The organism is Rahnella ecdela (assembly GCF_019049625.1).
GTDB classification, from domain to species: domain Bacteria; phylum Pseudomonadota; class Gammaproteobacteria; order Enterobacterales; family Enterobacteriaceae; genus Rahnella; species Rahnella ecdela.
In genome coordinates this window covers 1-15,502 of the sequence record NZ_JAFMOY010000091.1, presented here as the reverse complement: position 1 = coordinate 15,502, position 15,502 = coordinate 1, and the positions used below count along the sequence as shown (strand labels likewise).

At 52.3% G+C, this 15,502-nt stretch carries 12 protein-coding genes and 1 pseudogene; 6 read left to right on the top strand and 7 right to left on the bottom strand.

Annotated elements, in window-relative coordinates:
- Positions 1 to 171: 171 nt before the first annotated feature.
- Positions 172 to 498 (bottom strand): winged helix-turn-helix transcriptional regulator, encoded by a 327-nt coding sequence (locus J1784_RS00980; protein ID WP_112152208.1) that lies wholly within the window; start codon positions 496 to 498, stop codon positions 172 to 174.
- A gap of 90 nt (positions 499 to 588) precedes the next feature.
- Between J1784_RS00980 and J1784_RS00975 the strand changes: the two genes are divergently transcribed.
- Together J1784_RS00975 and J1784_RS00970 are read left to right on the top strand one after the other, a co-directional pair.
- Positions 589 to 915, top strand: coding sequence for a nuclear transport factor 2 family protein (locus J1784_RS00975; protein WP_042569630.1), 327 nt, complete (start codon positions 589 to 591; stop codon positions 913 to 915).
- Positions 915 to 1,694, top strand: a complete 780-nt coding sequence (locus J1784_RS00970; RefSeq protein ID WP_145602937.1) for an SDR family oxidoreductase — start codon at positions 915 to 917, stop codon at positions 1,692 to 1,694. The genes J1784_RS00975 and J1784_RS00970 overlap by 1 nt, the downstream gene beginning before the upstream one ends.
- A gap of 308 nt (positions 1,695 to 2,002) precedes the next feature.
- On the opposite strand, the gene J1784_RS00965 is transcribed toward J1784_RS00970, so the two are convergent.
- The gene (locus J1784_RS00965; RefSeq protein ID WP_238485332.1) at positions 2,003 to 4,225 is read right to left on the bottom strand and encodes a hypothetical protein; all 2,223 of its coding nucleotides are present in this window, start codon (positions 4,223 to 4,225) and stop codon (positions 2,003 to 2,005) included.
- Between the two features lie 580 nt (positions 4,226 to 4,805).
- Between J1784_RS00965 and J1784_RS00960 the strand changes: the two genes are divergently transcribed.
- The 4 genes and pseudogenes from J1784_RS00960 to J1784_RS00950 all read left to right on the top strand — a co-directional run.
- A complete protein-coding gene (locus J1784_RS00960) occupies positions 4,806 to 6,629 on the top strand; it encodes an ATP-binding protein (protein ID WP_238485331.1) in 1,824 nt (607 codons plus the stop codon).
- On the top strand, positions 6,562 to 7,434 hold the full coding sequence (locus J1784_RS26970) for a hypothetical protein (RefSeq protein ID WP_238485330.1): 873 nt from the start codon (positions 6,562 to 6,564) through the stop codon (positions 7,432 to 7,434). Before J1784_RS00960 ends, J1784_RS26970 begins: the two co-directional genes overlap by 68 nt.
- A 274-nt stretch (positions 7,435 to 7,708) precedes the next feature.
- Complete coding sequence (locus J1784_RS00955; protein ID WP_238485329.1) at positions 7,709 to 8,653, top strand: alpha/beta fold hydrolase; 945 nt, start codon at positions 7,709 to 7,711, stop codon at positions 8,651 to 8,653.
- A 115-nt stretch (positions 8,654 to 8,768) separates the two neighbouring features.
- Positions 8,769 to 9,368: pseudogene (locus J1784_RS00950) on the top strand (tyrosine-type recombinase/integrase); the annotation flags it as partial.
- 181 nt (positions 9,369 to 9,549) lie between these two features.
- Here J1784_RS00950 and J1784_RS00945 read toward each other — a convergent pair.
- The 5 genes from J1784_RS00945 to J1784_RS00925 all read right to left on the bottom strand — a co-directional run bounded on the left by J1784_RS00945 (position 9,550) and on the right by J1784_RS00925 (position 15,332).
- A complete protein-coding gene (locus tag J1784_RS00945; RefSeq protein WP_119825033.1) occupies positions 9,550 to 10,122 on the bottom strand; it encodes a VOC family protein in 573 nt (190 codons plus the stop codon).
- A 51-nt stretch (positions 10,123 to 10,173) separates the two neighbouring features.
- Positions 10,174 to 11,502 (bottom strand): cytochrome c, encoded by a 1,329-nt coding sequence (locus tag J1784_RS00940; RefSeq protein WP_217147669.1) that lies wholly within the window; start codon positions 11,500 to 11,502, stop codon positions 10,174 to 10,176.
- Positions 11,503 to 11,505: 3 nt separating this feature from the next.
- On the bottom strand, positions 11,506 to 13,275 hold the full coding sequence (locus J1784_RS00935; RefSeq protein WP_217147668.1) for a GMC family oxidoreductase: 1,770 nt from the start codon (positions 13,273 to 13,275) through the stop codon (positions 11,506 to 11,508).
- A 15-nt stretch (positions 13,276 to 13,290) separates the two neighbouring features.
- Positions 13,291 to 14,019 (bottom strand): gluconate 2-dehydrogenase subunit 3 family protein, encoded by a 729-nt coding sequence (locus J1784_RS00930; RefSeq protein ID WP_119825039.1) that lies wholly within the window; start codon positions 14,017 to 14,019, stop codon positions 13,291 to 13,293.
- A 290-nt stretch (positions 14,020 to 14,309) separates the two neighbouring features.
- A complete protein-coding gene (locus J1784_RS00925; protein WP_119825041.1) occupies positions 14,310 to 15,332 on the bottom strand; it encodes a LacI family DNA-binding transcriptional regulator in 1,023 nt (340 codons plus the stop codon).
- Positions 15,333 to 15,502 lie beyond the last annotated feature (170 nt).

Below are 15,502 nucleotides of genomic sequence, written 5' to 3'. Positions count from 1 at the left end.
TTGCTTATACCTGTCCCAGATAATCGCTTTCTGTTCTGGCGTGTAGTAAATGCGCGTTCTTCGTTTCATGGCAACGTCCCCCTTGTTTAAGGATAGCGTTGCGTCGACCCGTTGAACTCACAGCCAGAAGCAGACGTCGATAAAGTCTCCATCGACTAAGCTTTTGGCTGGTTAAACCTCGCGTTTTTCCGCCCATTTCAGCATTGCATCGAGAGCAGGGCACAGCGCTTGCCCCCATTCAGTGAGTCGATATTCCACTTTCGGCGGCACCTGGGGATACACCGTCCGCGACACGATCCCGTCGGCTTCCAGCTGTCTCAGTTGCTGCGCCAGCATCTTCTGCGAAATGCCGGGGATCAGTTTTTCAAAATCTGAATAGCGCTGTATCTTCCCGTCAAAAAGATGAAAAAGAATGATCAATTTCCAGCGACCTTCCAGCAGGCGCAGGACATGTTCCACACCTGTGGCGGCAGATTCCGGGTTATATAACTTACTCATAATTCAGTCACTCACTTTTTCGTGCGTACTTGTCAATTTCACAGTCTATGTTGAATATAACAGTACTGTAAATAACGGGAGTACTGAGCCATGTCATTCACATTACCGCACGCTATTTCTACCTATTTCTCTATCAGCAATGGTGCAGATATCGCCAGAGTTAAGGATTGTTTTACCGTCGATGCCGTCGTAACCGACGAAAATAAAACCCATCAGGGCCACGTGGCGATCGCGGCATGGCAACGTGCCGCGCAGGCCACGTTTGACTACAGCGTTGAGCCCATTAAGGTTCTTAACGAAGGCGACCGGGTGACGGTCACTTCGAACGTCGTCGGTAACTTTCCCGGTAGCCCGGTAAAGCTTAATCATTCTTTCGGCCTGATCGGCGACAAGATCAACACCCTGGAGATTCTCTAATGTCATTGGATCTTGATTTCCAGGGTAAACGCGTGCTGGTTACTGCGGGTACCAAAGGCGTCGGTAAAGCGGTGGTCGGGCTGTTAAAACAGCAGGGAGCCAGGGTGTTAACAACCGCGCGCCACGCGCCCACGGAATGTATTGCAGACGCCTTCGTGGCGTCGGACCTGACCACGGTCAAAGGGTGTGCCTCAGTAGCGGAGGCCGTTCAGGCCCACCTGGGAGGAGTCGACATCATCATCCATGTGGCGGGCGGTTCTACCTCACCCGGAGGTGGATTTGCGGCGTTGGGCGAAGAGGAGTGGCAACAGGAACTCAATCTTAATCTGTTACCCGCGGTACGTTTAGATCGCGCGCTGTTGCCAGGGATGCTGGTGCAGGGAGGCGGGGTGATCATTCACGTCACTTCTATCCAGCGTGAACTGCCGTTGCCGGAATCAACTACCGGCTACGCGGCAGCGAAAGCGGCGCTGTCAGCGTACAGCAAAAGCCTGTCGAAAGAGGTATCGCCAAAGGGAGTTCGGGTGATTCGCGTCGCGCCCGGCTGGATAGAAACCGAAGCTTCGGTGGCAATGGCGGAACGACTGGCGCAGCAGGCTGGAACGGATTACGAAGGCGGTAAGCAGATCATCATGAAGGCACTCGGGGGTATTCCGCTGGGGCGCCCTTCAAAACCCATTGAGGTGGCTAATCTCATTGCCTTCCTCGCGTCATCTTATGCTGCCGCCATCACCGGCACTGAATATGTGATAGATGGCGGCACCATCCCGACTGTATAGACAAGTATCTTAATCGGCTCATGCTGGTAGCGAATGCTAGGCTTGCGCCCTCCGGGATAAAGGAGCCAGAACCAGGAACTCAACTCAAAGCCACGTAAGTGGCTTTTCTATGAAGTCTTAAACGAGACTGCTGGGTGATACCATGCTCCCATTCTCTTCTTCGCCAATGTCCGCTCATCGCTCACAGCAGACCTTCAGCGTCACGTGTTTGTCTGCTGTGTGCCAGGAGCGGACGTTAATGAGAACAATCTGTGGCAATCAACGGGGCGGGGTCAGTCCAGTTGGAGCATGAATTTCTCCCCGAAGCATTAATCAGATTGGCGGCGAACCTCGATTTCAACAATGTGGCGAGGTGTTCGCCCAAGCCGAGGATCGCCGTTGGCGACGGCGATGATGTCCTCATGCTCGTCGCCAGCCCACAGGCCAACAAGCTCGTGCAGAAAAAAATCCGCGTAGGAGCAGCTGGCGTCCCGCACCTGCATCGCCAAAACCGAGGTTTTGCTCGTGTGCAACTGGGTCAAATTCCTAACGAGCCGCGCTGGGGCAACCCAGAGAACCGGGCGAGGCGAGGCCGGAGTCGCGAACAGATAGTAGGCGTGTTCTGACTGCTTGAGTATGTCCTCGCACTGCTTCAGGTCGATGCCTACCGTCGAACTGAAACCCCGCCCCGAATCAGTGCCTCTGCGCTTTTTCACCTGCATAAGGGTCGCACGCTGAATCACTGTTTCCCCCTTTTCCACGATACGGCTCAGGAACAGCACGTCTGCCCCCAGCGGAGCACCGGCTGGTGTGTTCGCCCCTTCCTCCCGCTTGCTGGGTTGACGCACCTTCACTGTCAGGCTCGGATACCTCGCCCGCGTCGTAACCGAGAGTTGGCGCAACTGGCTGCTCACGTTGCCAATCGCCTCCTTCGTCAGAGTCAGGAGGCGCGCCGTATGGGCCTCCTCGTCCTCTCCCCAGGTCTCCGAATATTCGCGACAAAATTGTTCCTCAATCTGGCTAAGCGCCCTATAGATGACTTGCTCCACGGAAGGGTCGCTCAGCCAAGTTTGTGCTCCTACGCTAGGCAACTCAGTGGCTCCCTCGCCCCGGCCTACCGGCCCCTCTAGGTCCAGTGCACCCTGCTTGGACCGCAGTAGTCCCTTGCACCTCAGTTGCAGTTGCCTTACATCAGTGCTGACAAGCCGATTCGCAAACGCCAGATGTTCCTCGTCATCCATCAATCGCAAAAGCACTGGCTCGACTTCGGCGAATGCCGTCTGCTCGAGCCAAAGGCAAGCAAAATTGAGGAGCCCCTGGGCTAATTCAGGTTCCTCATTCACCTGATCGAACAGATCCTGTCGCCAGGCCTCGCGGGCGGCCGGGCCTAGTTGTGTCCACAGCGATTCTCGATCCCACGCCAGAGATGGCAATTCTCTGAGGCTGGCAGCGACGCTTTGCTGGCTAGACCGAGCTGGGTCTCCAAACTCGTGCCAAGCCGCCGCAAGCGCGAGGTCCGAGGGTATAGTGTCCACGTACAATGTAGCAAGCCTCGAGAAGGCTTTGGCAACGCACCCCTTGATATTGTCTTTCTTCTCTTTCTTCGAACGGATGTTCCAGCGCAGGAACAAATTACGTACATCCTCCGGCAAGATCGCGCAGCAATGTTGGATTAGCTCAGGAAAAACTGCCGGATCGGCTCGTTCAAAAACCTGTTCACAGACCCACCGGGACGCCTGCACTGTCGGCGAATTCGCAAATAGAGAGAAGACGAGCTCAGGCCTTCTGTTGCTTGAATAGTCCGACGACATGTCGATATTTTTTTCCAGGTAGTCGCATACACGCTGCCAATACTGCTGGACCAGTTGATCGAAAGCCCAATTATTCCTTCCCTGACGAGGGTCGACTAGTTGAAGAACATAGATGCAATCCTCCTCGGACGTATTGACCACCAACGCCTTCATGATCTGCTGATCGTCCAAATATTTATACCGAGAATATGAACGGTCAGCGAGCAACCATTCAACCCAAATAGCACGTGGCTCGATTTCCGCTACAATGGTTTCGCGTAACGCCGGGGGATCGCCATTAAGTATGCCATCCCTGAAGGTATCCTGGGCGCACCGGTAAGAATTTTGGTCCAAGATAGAGCACGATTTCTCGATCCCCGTGGATCCGTGTCCGAGAATTTTTAAGGTCAGCGCTATCTGCCCCTGCTGTGCCGCGTTCTCGAATTCGATCACAAAGTGCTCACGCTCAGTTTGCGAACTACATAGCCAATTCGTAACCGTAACACTAGGGTTCTCAGTTGATAGGTGGGAGTAGTCCAGATGAAGCATGTCTTTGTGGATGGTAAAATACCGTGCGAGGAATTCGACAAGCGGCTGAGCCCAACCTTCTAACGAAATACTGGCAACTGCCGATTGATTGTCGAAGTCAATATTTACGAACAAGATGATCTCCCTTTCCCCGTAGCTGGCACCGACGACCTTCGCCATGGTGATCTGCAAATTCTCAATAAGTCTACCGTAGCCAAATCGCAGGCGGTTCAAGGAACCGCCCTTAGGCAACAACAGACATTATAGAATTCCGTTGATCTTTTTATTACTTCTACCTAAATAAATTTGCATATTACCGATCCACTTTAGCCAGACCATGGTTGACCTGTTCCCAGTTGCTTGACATACGGCATTGTTAGCAAGATTCATGGTGACTCAACTACGGACTTCTGCTCTTCGCTCACAGCGGCCATGCATTACCCTAAAACGCCCAAACAAGGCGGAAAAAATCAGCATTGAGCTTTTAACGTCGATTACAGTGGCTTGTTTAGACCCTAGCTGCTAGGCCAGAAACGCATCTCATAGCGTTTCGGGGAAGCTTACTGGCTTGCTGGTATGCTGGTATGCTCAGTCAAGCTTACGACTCAGTTTATCGGTGAACCGAAGGGGGCCATAACAATTTGAAAAACAGTGCCGATACTTTTTATGCGCTAATCAGATCCCGGCTCTGTCGTTGAGACGTTTCAGCATTACATGACGAAAAACTTTAATATCCTATGCGCGAGTTAGCGCCAAACGATAATGATGACCTGAGGGACGCGCCTGCAGCGTCTGACTTTGTAAAGGAGATTACATGGCAAGCATTCTTTCGGAGTATCACCGATTTCTCATACAACTCTCTCAGCAGGACGTACCTGACGACGTCCGGCGGCTTGCACATCTGATATCCCGTCACCTACAACCTCTCGCTGAGGTTGGCACGGCTCGCCGTGGACGCTCAGTGCGTCTTGCCCCTCTATCCGTCAGGCAAATGGCAGACATGCCCGTTGCTTACGACGGCAATTCTGATGCACCTGAAGTTGGAGCTCGCCTTGGCCGCTTACATCGGCTTGAGGTTGGACCATTCCGTGGATTCATGCGGCAGGAGATCTTTGACCTGACCCACGATATCACGCTGATTTATGGTGCAAACGGCACCGGTAAAAGCAGCTTCTTTGAAGCCCTCGAAATAGCGATGTTGGGATCTATCAGCGAAGCGCAATTAAAGCGTGTTGAACAAAGGCTGTATTGCAACAATGCACGTATTGGTCGACACGATGCGCCAGTGCTTCTTGCGGGTGAAGCTCACGCCCCCCAGCCCGTCCAGTCTGATGAATCTGAGTATCGGTTTTGTTTCATTGAGAAGAACCGGCTGGATGACTTTGCACGCATTGCCGCGAGAACCCCGGGCGACCAGAGACAGCTTATCGCAACGTTGTTTGGTGTCGAACAGTTCAGTGAATTTGTCCGTGGGTTCAACCCCTCTCTTGATCCCGATTTGATGCTTACAGGCCCAATGGCTGCGCAACTGGTTGAACGAAGACAGCAGGTCGCCTCGTCAGAACAGGCGATTGCGGCCCACCCGCAGAAAATCATTGATATTGAATTGCAGGAAAATGCCCTTGCCCAGCGTATGTCTCCTGGTGCGACCTATCAGGCATGCGTTGAATGGCTGGAAGGCACGCCTCTTCAGCAAGGGCGTCAACCATACGTTCAGGCTCTACTTGATGCGGTGCCGCCGCCAGTATATGGGATCACGCAGTCCCAACTAGAAACACTACTCAATGAAGCATACCGGTTGCAGGCGATCTGGCAAGAAGCTTCAAGAGAGCTTGGGACGAGGGCGACCGAGGTTTCTTTTGCAAAACTCTATGAGGCGGTACAAGCCTTTGCGGTTGATGCGACTACCTGCCCTGCCTGCGGCACTTCGCTCAATGCCGTAGCAGAAGATCCTTTTGCGCGCGCGCGCGCGGGGCTGGAAGCTCTGGCACAGCTGGCTGAATTACAGAGACGAGAGCAATCATTACGAGCAGAGCTCACCGAGTCTGTCCGTCAACTTTGGGAAGAAATGCGACGCACTGTAACGGCCGCGATCACTGCATGTCCGGAAACGCTTCAGGCTGCATCACTTCCTGTCTTGCCTTCAGCATCAGTTGGCGCATGGTTTGAGAGCTGGATTGTCGAAGACCGTCAGGCATGGAGAGCGCTTCTGAACATTGCGTCAGCGATTGAGCAAGTCGACGCACAGTCCCGCGCTATACTGGATCAACGCACTGCGCTGACTCAGGAGCGTGACCGCCTGATTCAGTTTCGGTTTGAAATAGAAAGGCTCCGTACGCAGCGCAGGGCTGCCGACGTTGAAATGGCTGCATCCCAAGCTACGGTGAACCAATTTAACGAAAATAACCGGGAACTGCTTGAAGCCATTGCGGCAGAAGAACCCCTCATACAATTAAATCAACGCATTAAAGCGGCATACGATGGCTTCCTGCCAGAACTTCAGCGTTACATGGCAGCGTTACCGGGCATATTGCTGCAGGGATTGGGGGAGCAGGCCCGAAGCCTTTATAATGCATTTAACCGAAGCGATGCACCAGGCGATCTGTTGCACGCACTGTACCTGCCTGCCGGTTGCTGAAAACAGCAAGATTGAAGTCGAATTCATAGGTGAACCTGGCATTCGTTACGATGCGTTGATTATTTTCAGTGAAGGGCACATCAAGTGCCTAGGGCTCGCCATACTCTTGGCCAAGAATATCGTTCAGGGTTGTCCAGTCGTCATTTTTGATGATGTGGTTAATGCAATTGACGATGAGCACCGGGACGGCATCTGGCGTACATTTTTTGAGGACGGACTGCTGGACGACAAGCAGATAATCCTGACCTCGCATGCTGAAGAGTTTCTTATCCGCATTCAACAGGAGCTGGGTGCAGCACGAGCTGGCACGATCAAGCGCTACAAATTCCTGCCGCACGCAGGGGAACACGAACTTCGGGTAGACAGCAATCCGCCGACGAAGAACTACGTCCTGCTGGCGCAGCAGGCGCTGGATGGAGATGAAAAACGTGAAGCGCTACGTCAGTCACGCCCTGCACTGGAAAGTCTAACCGACAACCTCTGGTCGTGGATGGGCAATCGTGGAGACGGGCGAATTGAAATCAAGCTCAGTGGGCCTCGATCCCCTTGGGAGCTGAATAACAAATGCTCTAAATTAAAATCGGCCGTTAATCGTATAGCTGGGCAATATTCCGGAGCATCGGCTGCAGTTGCAGCGTTAGAGAGGTTGCTGGGCGTCAGCGGTTCCAGCATTGAATGGGGATATCTGAACAGCGGCGTCCACGATTCTCAGCGGGATCACGAGTTCGACCGCGCCACAGTAAGAATTATCGTGGAGTCGGTCGTATCACTTGATGCCGCAATCAGCGCCATGAGAAACCGATAGGCTTTATTCGTTCTACAGACAAACAAGGGGGCATGTGCTATCTGACCTGCTCCCCGTTTATTTCCCCATGGCGATGTTAGTATTACCCCTATGGGTGAACTTCCGCTCCTCGCTCACAGCGGACCTTTGACTCAGTCAGCTTGTCCGTTCTGTGCCTGGAGCGGACGATGAAGATCCGTCCAACAAAGGAGTTGGGAAGAAGTTTTTTTTGTAGAAAATCCGCTCAGTATGAGTTGTAAAGAAAAAAATAGTGCATACTTTGCGCAATACATTTATGGATAGCGATCTTCATCCGCATGGAATTTTGGACGTGATTGATTTCATCAATTTTAATGACCGCCATAAGAAATTCAGTTCTTTATTACCACATGCTAAAAATGTGGCTGAATATTTGATAGCCGGATTAAACATTCGCATCTTTGAACCCACAAGCGTAGTCGAGGATGTTCTTATCGTTTACCACGGTGGGGGAGTCAACTCAGATGCTGGTTACGATATCCTTGCTCACCAGATAAGTCATCGTGGAGCTATTTGTACATGCCTCATAGACATCCGTGGGCACGGGCGCTCATTGGGTTATAAAGGAAGGGTTTCTAATCCTAAGCAGGTCTGGCTGGATATCGACACTGTTCTTGAGCATGTGCGTGTAAAGTTCCCCAGCGCCAGAATCCATCTGCTTGGTCATTCAAGCGGAGGGGGAATGTTGATCAATTACTTTACACGCTTCACACCCTCCCAAAAAAGTGACAGCCTGATTTTAATTGCGCCAGAGTTTGGGCCTTTTGCGCCAGCTAAAATTTTCAGAAGAGCAATGGTTCCATTCGCGTCGGTGAGCAAGTGGCCTTTCATACTCAATGCGCTCAGTATGGGATTACTATGTGGTGACAGTTATGCAGTTACTCTTAATTTCCCCAATGAAGTTATGCTATTAAGGCCTGAATTCGTTCAGCGATACAGCGTGAATATGGCGAATGCTTTGACGCCGCGTCAACCTGCAAGGCAAATTGCAGCATTGCCATTACCTGTAACTGTTCTGATTGCAGAAAAGGACGAGTTATTTGATGCAAGGCAAATGTCAGAATTTGTAGAAGGATGTGGTAACCCGAATTTACGTAGTATGATTATTGAGCGCAGTAAACACTTAGATTGCATTTTTGATGTTAGTGAAGAAATTTGTCAGCATTTGAAGGGGTGCATGTCCAGGCAAAGCATATTGTGAGTATCCAGTTCTGCTCAATTAGCTCTGATCATTATTGAAAACTATTCCCGATGACAGCTATTCGCTCATGAGGGGCAATCATACTTAAATCTCCTACATTGCTGGAGGTTTGAGTATGAACACCTCGCCGTGGAACAAAAATTGTATCATCGGACAAAAAAGACCGCTTCAGATATCTCATGTCTGGGGGAGCCGAATCAGACTTTAACTGGAAGGAAAAACACGCGATCTAGCCCTGTTCAACATGGCTTTAGACAGTAAACTTAGGGGCCGTGAATTGGTAAAACTCAAAGTATCAGATGTTGCAAATGGCCGTTCTGTTTCGAGCAGAACAAGGGTGTTACAACAGAAAACCGCTAGTCCCGTCCAATTTGGGATAATCAAACGGACAAGTCAAGCAGGGGGCAGCGCTAATAAAGCTGGGCAATCTGCACCGTAAAGACTACTTGTTCCAATCTCGGGTCGGTTCTTGCCAACACATTTCAACCCGGTAATACAACCGTATTTTCATGGGTGGATAGCAAAGCTTGGTCTCGAAGATTCACTGTACAGCACACATTTCATGAGAAGAACAAAACCTTTCCTGATATACAAGAAGACCAAGAATCTCCGGGTGTTCCAACTTCTGTTGGGCCATAGGAAACTGGGAAGCACAGTCCGTTATCTGGGCATTGAAGTCGATGATGCGTTAGAGATCTCTGAGTCGATTGAAGTCCAACGTTGTCAGGGCTGCAACAGCAGCCCTGTATCAGAAGCCTATATGGCCAACACCACGGTCTATTAATCAATTAGGGAGCAGGTAAATACGTAGTCTGATATGGTCCCGGAAAACAGACCGGGCAGCGACCTGGGGATTAATCGGAAATGTTAGACTGGCATCAGGATGAAGAGGCTAATTATTCGCCGGTATTAACCGCGGGGAGCCAACCAACGTCTCTCTTTTCACGAGGCTCGGGCAACCAGCGTTTCTCAGTGGCGACTTCGTCATAATTCAGCGCCGAGGGCAGGGAAATCAGTTCGATCAGCAGGCCAAACGGGGTGCGGCAAAACCAGGTCTGATTACCAGCGCCTTCTTCCTGCGCAAAGCAGTCAGTCGGGCCTGCAAACATCGTGGCACCGTGTTGCTGTAAACATTCGCCAGCCTGGCGAATATCATCCACGTACACTGAGAAATGATTAAGGCCATACTGGCTGATGTTGGACTGACCATTTTCCGTGACTGGCCGGGTTTCAAACAGTTCGACGTTACAGCCGTTGGCGAGACGCAGCATCACCAGCCCGGTCAGATTCAGTTCCGGCGAGAAGTCATTCAACGGGTGCATCTGTCTGCCCGGAATTTCTTTATCTGCTTCACCGGGCGGGACGATCCGGTACAACACGCTGGCATCCAGAGCATTAATGAAAAACTGTTCTGCCTCGTTTAGGTCGGAGACCGTCAGCCCGATATGTTCGATTCCTCTGATATTCATGATGTTCTCCTGTTAAAAAGGGGCAGCCACCATTCCGCCCCTGCGTACAATTTACGGTTTGTTAGTCTGTAGTTTATCTGCCGCACCCGTCAACTTACGCAGGCTGGCGACGTTTTCGGCGGTGACTTCACCGGCCTGATTCCCCCAGGAATTGCGCACGTAATTCAGGATCCCGGCAATCTGGCTGTCATCCAGTTTCCACGCAAACGACGGCATACCCGCCGCAGTCTGACGCTCTGCGGTATGTGGCGCACGCGCGCCATTGAGCATGGCGTTGATCATATTGGTCGGATCGTTTTGCATGGCATTGTTACCCGCAAAAGCAGGCACCATGCCGGTGATGCCTTCACCTTTCATACCGTGACAGGCCGAGCAGTTTACTTCATACGTCAGCGCGCCCTGGTCTTTGCTGGCGGCGCTCAGGGCAAAAGCCTGTGGCGCAGTTTTGCCCGAAGACGGCAGCGTTTTGAGATACGCCGCGACGGCCAGTGCATCATTGTCACTGAAGTATTGCGTGGAATGTTCAACCGCTTCGGCCATCGGACCTGCTGCGACGCTTTTGCCGTTGGAACCGGTTTTCAGGTATAGCGCGATATCCTCGCTGCTCCAGTCACCGATGCCGGTGTGCGGATTTTGCGTAATGTCCGGTGCGTACCACGCGCCGAGGCTGCCACCCTGCAAATAACGGCCGCTGACTTCGCCGCCGAGCGCGTTGCGTTCGGTGTGGCAGACGTTGCAGTGCGCCGGTCCGTCGACGATGTATTTGCCGCGGTTGATCATGTCCATGTTGTCGTCAGCGGCAGTTTTTCCGCCATCCGGTGTGAAACCCTTGTTATCGAAGAACAGGAAGTTCCAGCCCAGCATCGCGAGACGAATGTTGTACGGGAATGCCATGCCGCCGTTTTCATCGACTTTATGTTTCACCGGCTTCATCGTCGACATATACGCCCACAGATCGTGCATATCTGCGTCGCTCATTTTGGTATAAGCGGTGTAAGGCATTGCCGGATAGAGGAAGCCGTGGTTGCCACGTCCCTGACGCACTGCGTTGAAGAAATCACGTTCGGTCATGTTGCCGATACCGGTTTCGCGGTCCGGCGTAATGTTCGACGTCTGCAACTCACCGAAAGGTGTACTGATTTTGTACCCGCCCGCAAAGCTCGATTCATGGCAGGCCGCGCAGTCACCGAGACGCATGGCGTATTCGCCGCGTTTAATCGCCGCGCTGTCGGTGCTGTGGAAATCCGCCAGCCGGGTCGTGTCATCCGCGACCTGAGATCGTGAGCTGTCCATGACTTCCCACAGACGGCCAAAGGCGGCGATCCCGGCGACAACGGCCAGCGCCGCCACGCTGTAAGCAATTTTCTTTTTTGTACTCATGATTTATGCCTTCACCAGAGGAGCCGGATTTTTGATGTAAGTCTGGTGGATCGCCTGAGCGGCGCGAATTGCCAGTGCGCCAACGGTGATCGTCGGGTTGTAACCACCATTGTTAGGGAAGGCGGAAGCGCCGACCACAAAGACGTTATGCACATCCCAGCTTTGCAGATAGGTATTCAACGCTGACGTGGTCGGATCCGCGCCCATCACTGCGCCACCGATGGTGTGCGAGCTGTCCTGCTGATACGGGTTCCAGCTTTTATCAGTCTGGTTTTCGGACGTAATGTATTTCCCGCCAGTTTCCAACATGATTTTTTTCGCATGATCAATGATATATCTCGACATGTTGACGTCGTTTTTATTCCAGTCGAAGGTGAGGCGCAACAACGGTTGTCCGTGACGGTCTTTATAAACCGGATCGAGATCGAGATAGGCTTCACGCACCGGCATTGAGGTGCCCTGACAGAAAATGGTGGCGGCGGTCTGGTAATCGCGCGCGTATCCGGCTTTCCACTCACTGCCCCAGCGTTTCGTGCCCGGACGCAGCGCATCCATATGCTGGATAGGGCGGCCATCGGTGGAGAATCCCATGATCCCGGCACCGCCGATGAAATCGAGATTGCTGTGATCAAAGTTATCGCCGTTGAAGTCGTCAATCTGCACCGCCAGCGCACCGCCGCCGATAAACGGGTTCATCCGTTCGCCATCAAAGAAGCCCGTGACGGTCGCGCAGGTCTGATAGCTGTAGTTGCGTCCGACCGTGCCGTGGCCTGTTTTCGGGTCGTACGGTTCACCGATTTTCGAGAGCAGCATCATGCGCACGTTATCCATCTGGTAAGCGGTGATGCACACCACGTCCGCAGGCTGGAAACCTTCAACGCCTTCTTTGGTGATGAAACGTACGCCTTTAGCGGTCTTGCCGTCGTCGTGTTTGACCACCTGTAAAACTTCGGTATCGGTCAGCACGGAAAAGTTCGGGCGCCGCATCAGTGCGGGCAAAATACAGGCCTGCGGCGAGGATTTGGAGAAGTTGCCACAACCGTGGAAATCACAGAAACCGCAATACGTGCAAGGCCCCATGGTGACGCCAAGCGGATTGACGTACGCCTGCGAGATATTACCGGCCGGGATAGTGAATGGGTGATAGCCCATTTTTTCCGTGGTCTCGCGGTATTTACGCATCCAGTGCGTGTCTTTTAACGGCGGCGTCGGGTAATCGCGCGAACGCGGCCCTTCGAAAATATTGCCACCGTTCTGCGGCTGACCGTTGAGGTTTCCGGCGATACCGGAAGTGCCCGCGATGCGCTCAAAACGATCGTAATACGGCTGCATTTCGTCGTAAGTAATGCCCCAGTCTTGAACCTGTAAGCCTTTGAGCTTCTCTGCGCCGTAGCGTTCACGGGTCAGGGTCGCTGCCTGGAAATCCCACGGCAGGAAACGCCACGACATACCTGCCCAGTGGGTGCCTGCCCCGCCGACATTCCAGCCATACTGAAAGGCAGACCAGTTACGCACCGGTGCGGCGTCCTGACTACTGTTGTTACGGAAAGTGGTGGTTTCCACACTCATCGGTTGCAGGATCTGACGACGGGTGTGCCAGCGTAACTCGTCCGGATCGATAGCCACCGGGAAATCCGTGGACGTATCGCGCCATGCACCGCGTTCAATCGCCACAACGTTCAGTCCGGCGCGGGTCAGTTCTTCTGCCATGACGGAACCCGCCCAGCCTAATCCGACGATCACCACGTCGGTTTTATTTCTTATTTCTGACATCTTATTGCTCCGCAATTAATCGTTCGGGATCAGGCTGACGGGAATTAATTTTAAATCTTCACCGCGACGGTCAATATATTGACGGTAGTCATAACGGGCGCCAGGGAAGCCAATCATTTTCCATCCGGCCATGGTTTTATTGCCGCCATAGAGCGGGTCGGATAAATAACCTTCACGAACGTTTTGCAGCATTAATTCAAAAAATGCCTGACTGTTGACATCCGCACCGAGATTCATTTTCCCGGCTTCCATATCAGTCAGAAATGCGTCGATCTGATCAGCATTCAGGCTAAAAAAGGAGGCGTGGTGGTGAGTCTGCGACCAGGCTTCGAGGGCTTCCAGTCCGGTCATATAGCGCTCACGCGGAGAGGAAAGAAATTGCGGGCTGCCCATCAGTTTCTCTTCATTCTCCGGACGCAGCGGGCCGACCAGATACAGCGCGGATCCTGCACCGTAGTCGCCTGCGAGCTGGCTGTCGATGAATTCTATGCAGCCTTCTTCACTGGCGGAAGGACCGTGATCGTCGGCAGGGATCAGCCGGTCAAAAATAGCCGCCAGATTTTTGCGGTCGGTCTCGTTGGTTAATACCTGATAGCCGCCTTGCAGGGCAGGGACGGGCAACACATCTTTTGTCAGCTGTGTTTCCAGCGGGACATTGTGCATTTCTTTCGCACTGAGTTTGGGTACCACGGTCAGGGTGGCGACCAGTGAACTCAGTGAAAAGAGCGCTTCTCTTCGGTTCATCAATATATCCTTCAATAGCACGACATTTTATTAACTGCTTTTATAAACCGCTTATTTCAGGCAAGCGGATCCCTGCGGAGCGGCAACAGAAAACCGATCCTGTTAAAAAACATGATTAAGCTGATGATTTATCGCCAGAGGATAAATATTAAGGAAGGAAACCCTGAGAGGTGTTTCCCCGGTATTTTATTTTAAGAATGAATAAATAGTTCAAATGCACAATTATGTTTTATTGTTATCACTGTTCCGGTCAGATTTTAGTATCCTGATCCGAAACAGTGTTTGTTCTGTTACTTCTTCAGGTGTGACTGCCTGATAATCAGTTCCCCATGACGCCAGTCGCCATCGGGAGCCGGGTTATCATCAATCAGCCGGTTCAGCGCTTCGGCGATCAGTTTTTCCCTTGGCTGACGGTACGATGTCAGCTGCCAGACCGGTGAACTGGCCTCGTCAATATCGTCGAAGCCGATGACGCCCATACTGTGCTGCTGATCCCGCTCAATCAGCGCTTCGAGCACGCCAATGGCCAGAATATCGTTCTCACAAAACATCGCGTCAATACACTCTCCGCGAGGCGTTGCCTGCCAGTACTCGGTGATCTGCTTATACGCTGCGTTGCGATCATAATGCCCGGCGACCATCATGACATTCAGCGTCGCGCCTTTTGCCACCAGCCCGTCCCGAAACCCTTCCATACGCAGCAGGTGGTTAGAGCCGAGATCCGGACCTTTCATGTAGCCAAACCGCTGGTAACCCTGCGCGAGAAACAGCTCTGCGATCTCGCGACCGGCCTGATAACCATCAATATTCACAATATCGACACCGCGGTGGTCCTCACTGTTACGACACACCTGCACCAGCGGGATGTGATGCAGGGCGTGAGCGACATCGTAAAGCTGGGCGGTCAGCACGTTACCTAAAAACAAAATGCCATCAACCTGCAACTGATCGGCCATCGTAATCACGGCCTGATAATTTTCGCCCTCGGTGATGTTGAGCAGCAACGCCATATAACCGCGGGTTTGTAATGCTTTCGTTACCGTATCGAGAACCATCATCGAATGCGGGTTTTTCAGCTCATCAATGGCGACGCCAATGATATGCGTACTTTTCTTGGTCAAGCTGCGGGCCAGCAGGTTAGGGCGATAACCGAGCGCTTCGGCGGCCGCCAGCACTTTTTTTTGCGCTTTGTCGGAGACTGATGCGCCGGGAGTAAACGCCCGGGACACCGTCCATTTCGACACGCCCGCCAGTTCGGCGACATCGCTGGCCGTGGCTTTCGAAGGTTTTGGCGCTTTGGTTTCTTTCGTCATTAGTCTGATTTTAGTGTCAGAGATACAGGTCTGATATTGAACGTTAAACGCCGACGAAAAGAAACTCCTCTCATTGCACATTCCCGCAGTTAAGCACGATAAAAAAAGTCCATACAAAAGCAATGTTGGGATTATGTTAATTTTTGCACCCGAGTGCAAACGGTTTTTGC

Excerpts from the sequence above, each read along its gene's own strand:
- J1784_RS00940 (WP_217147669.1), bottom strand. The coding sequence starts at position 11,502 with ATGAGTACAAAAAAGAAAATTGCTTACAGCGTGGCGGCGCTGGCCGTT.
- J1784_RS00975 (WP_042569630.1), top strand. The coding sequence starts at position 589 with ATGTCATTCACATTACCGCACGCTATTTCTACCTATTTCTCTATCAGC.
- J1784_RS00970 (WP_145602937.1), top strand. The coding sequence starts at position 915 with ATGTCATTGGATCTTGATTTCCAGGGTAAACGCGTGCTGGTTACTGCG.
- J1784_RS00925 (WP_119825041.1), bottom strand. The coding sequence starts at position 15,332 with ATGACGAAAGAAACCAAAGCGCCAAAACCTTCGAAAGCCACGGCCAGC.
- J1784_RS00980 (WP_112152208.1), bottom strand. The coding sequence starts at position 498 with ATGAGTAAGTTATATAACCCGGAATCTGCCGCCACAGGTGTGGAACAT.
- J1784_RS00960 (WP_238485331.1), top strand. The coding sequence starts at position 4,806 with ATGGCAAGCATTCTTTCGGAGTATCACCGATTTCTCATACAACTCTCT.
- J1784_RS00955 (WP_238485329.1), top strand. The coding sequence starts at position 7,709 with ATGGATAGCGATCTTCATCCGCATGGAATTTTGGACGTGATTGATTTC.
- J1784_RS00945 (WP_119825033.1), bottom strand. The coding sequence starts at position 10,122 with ATGAATATCAGAGGAATCGAACATATCGGGCTGACGGTCTCCGACCTA.
- J1784_RS00935 (WP_217147668.1), bottom strand. The coding sequence starts at position 13,275 with ATGTCAGAAATAAGAAATAAAACCGACGTGGTGATCGTCGGATTAGGC.
- J1784_RS00930 (WP_119825039.1), bottom strand. The coding sequence starts at position 14,019 with ATGAACCGAAGAGAAGCGCTCTTTTCACTGAGTTCACTGGTCGCCACC.
- J1784_RS26970 (WP_238485330.1), top strand. The coding sequence starts at position 6,562 with ATGCATTTAACCGAAGCGATGCACCAGGCGATCTGTTGCACGCACTGT.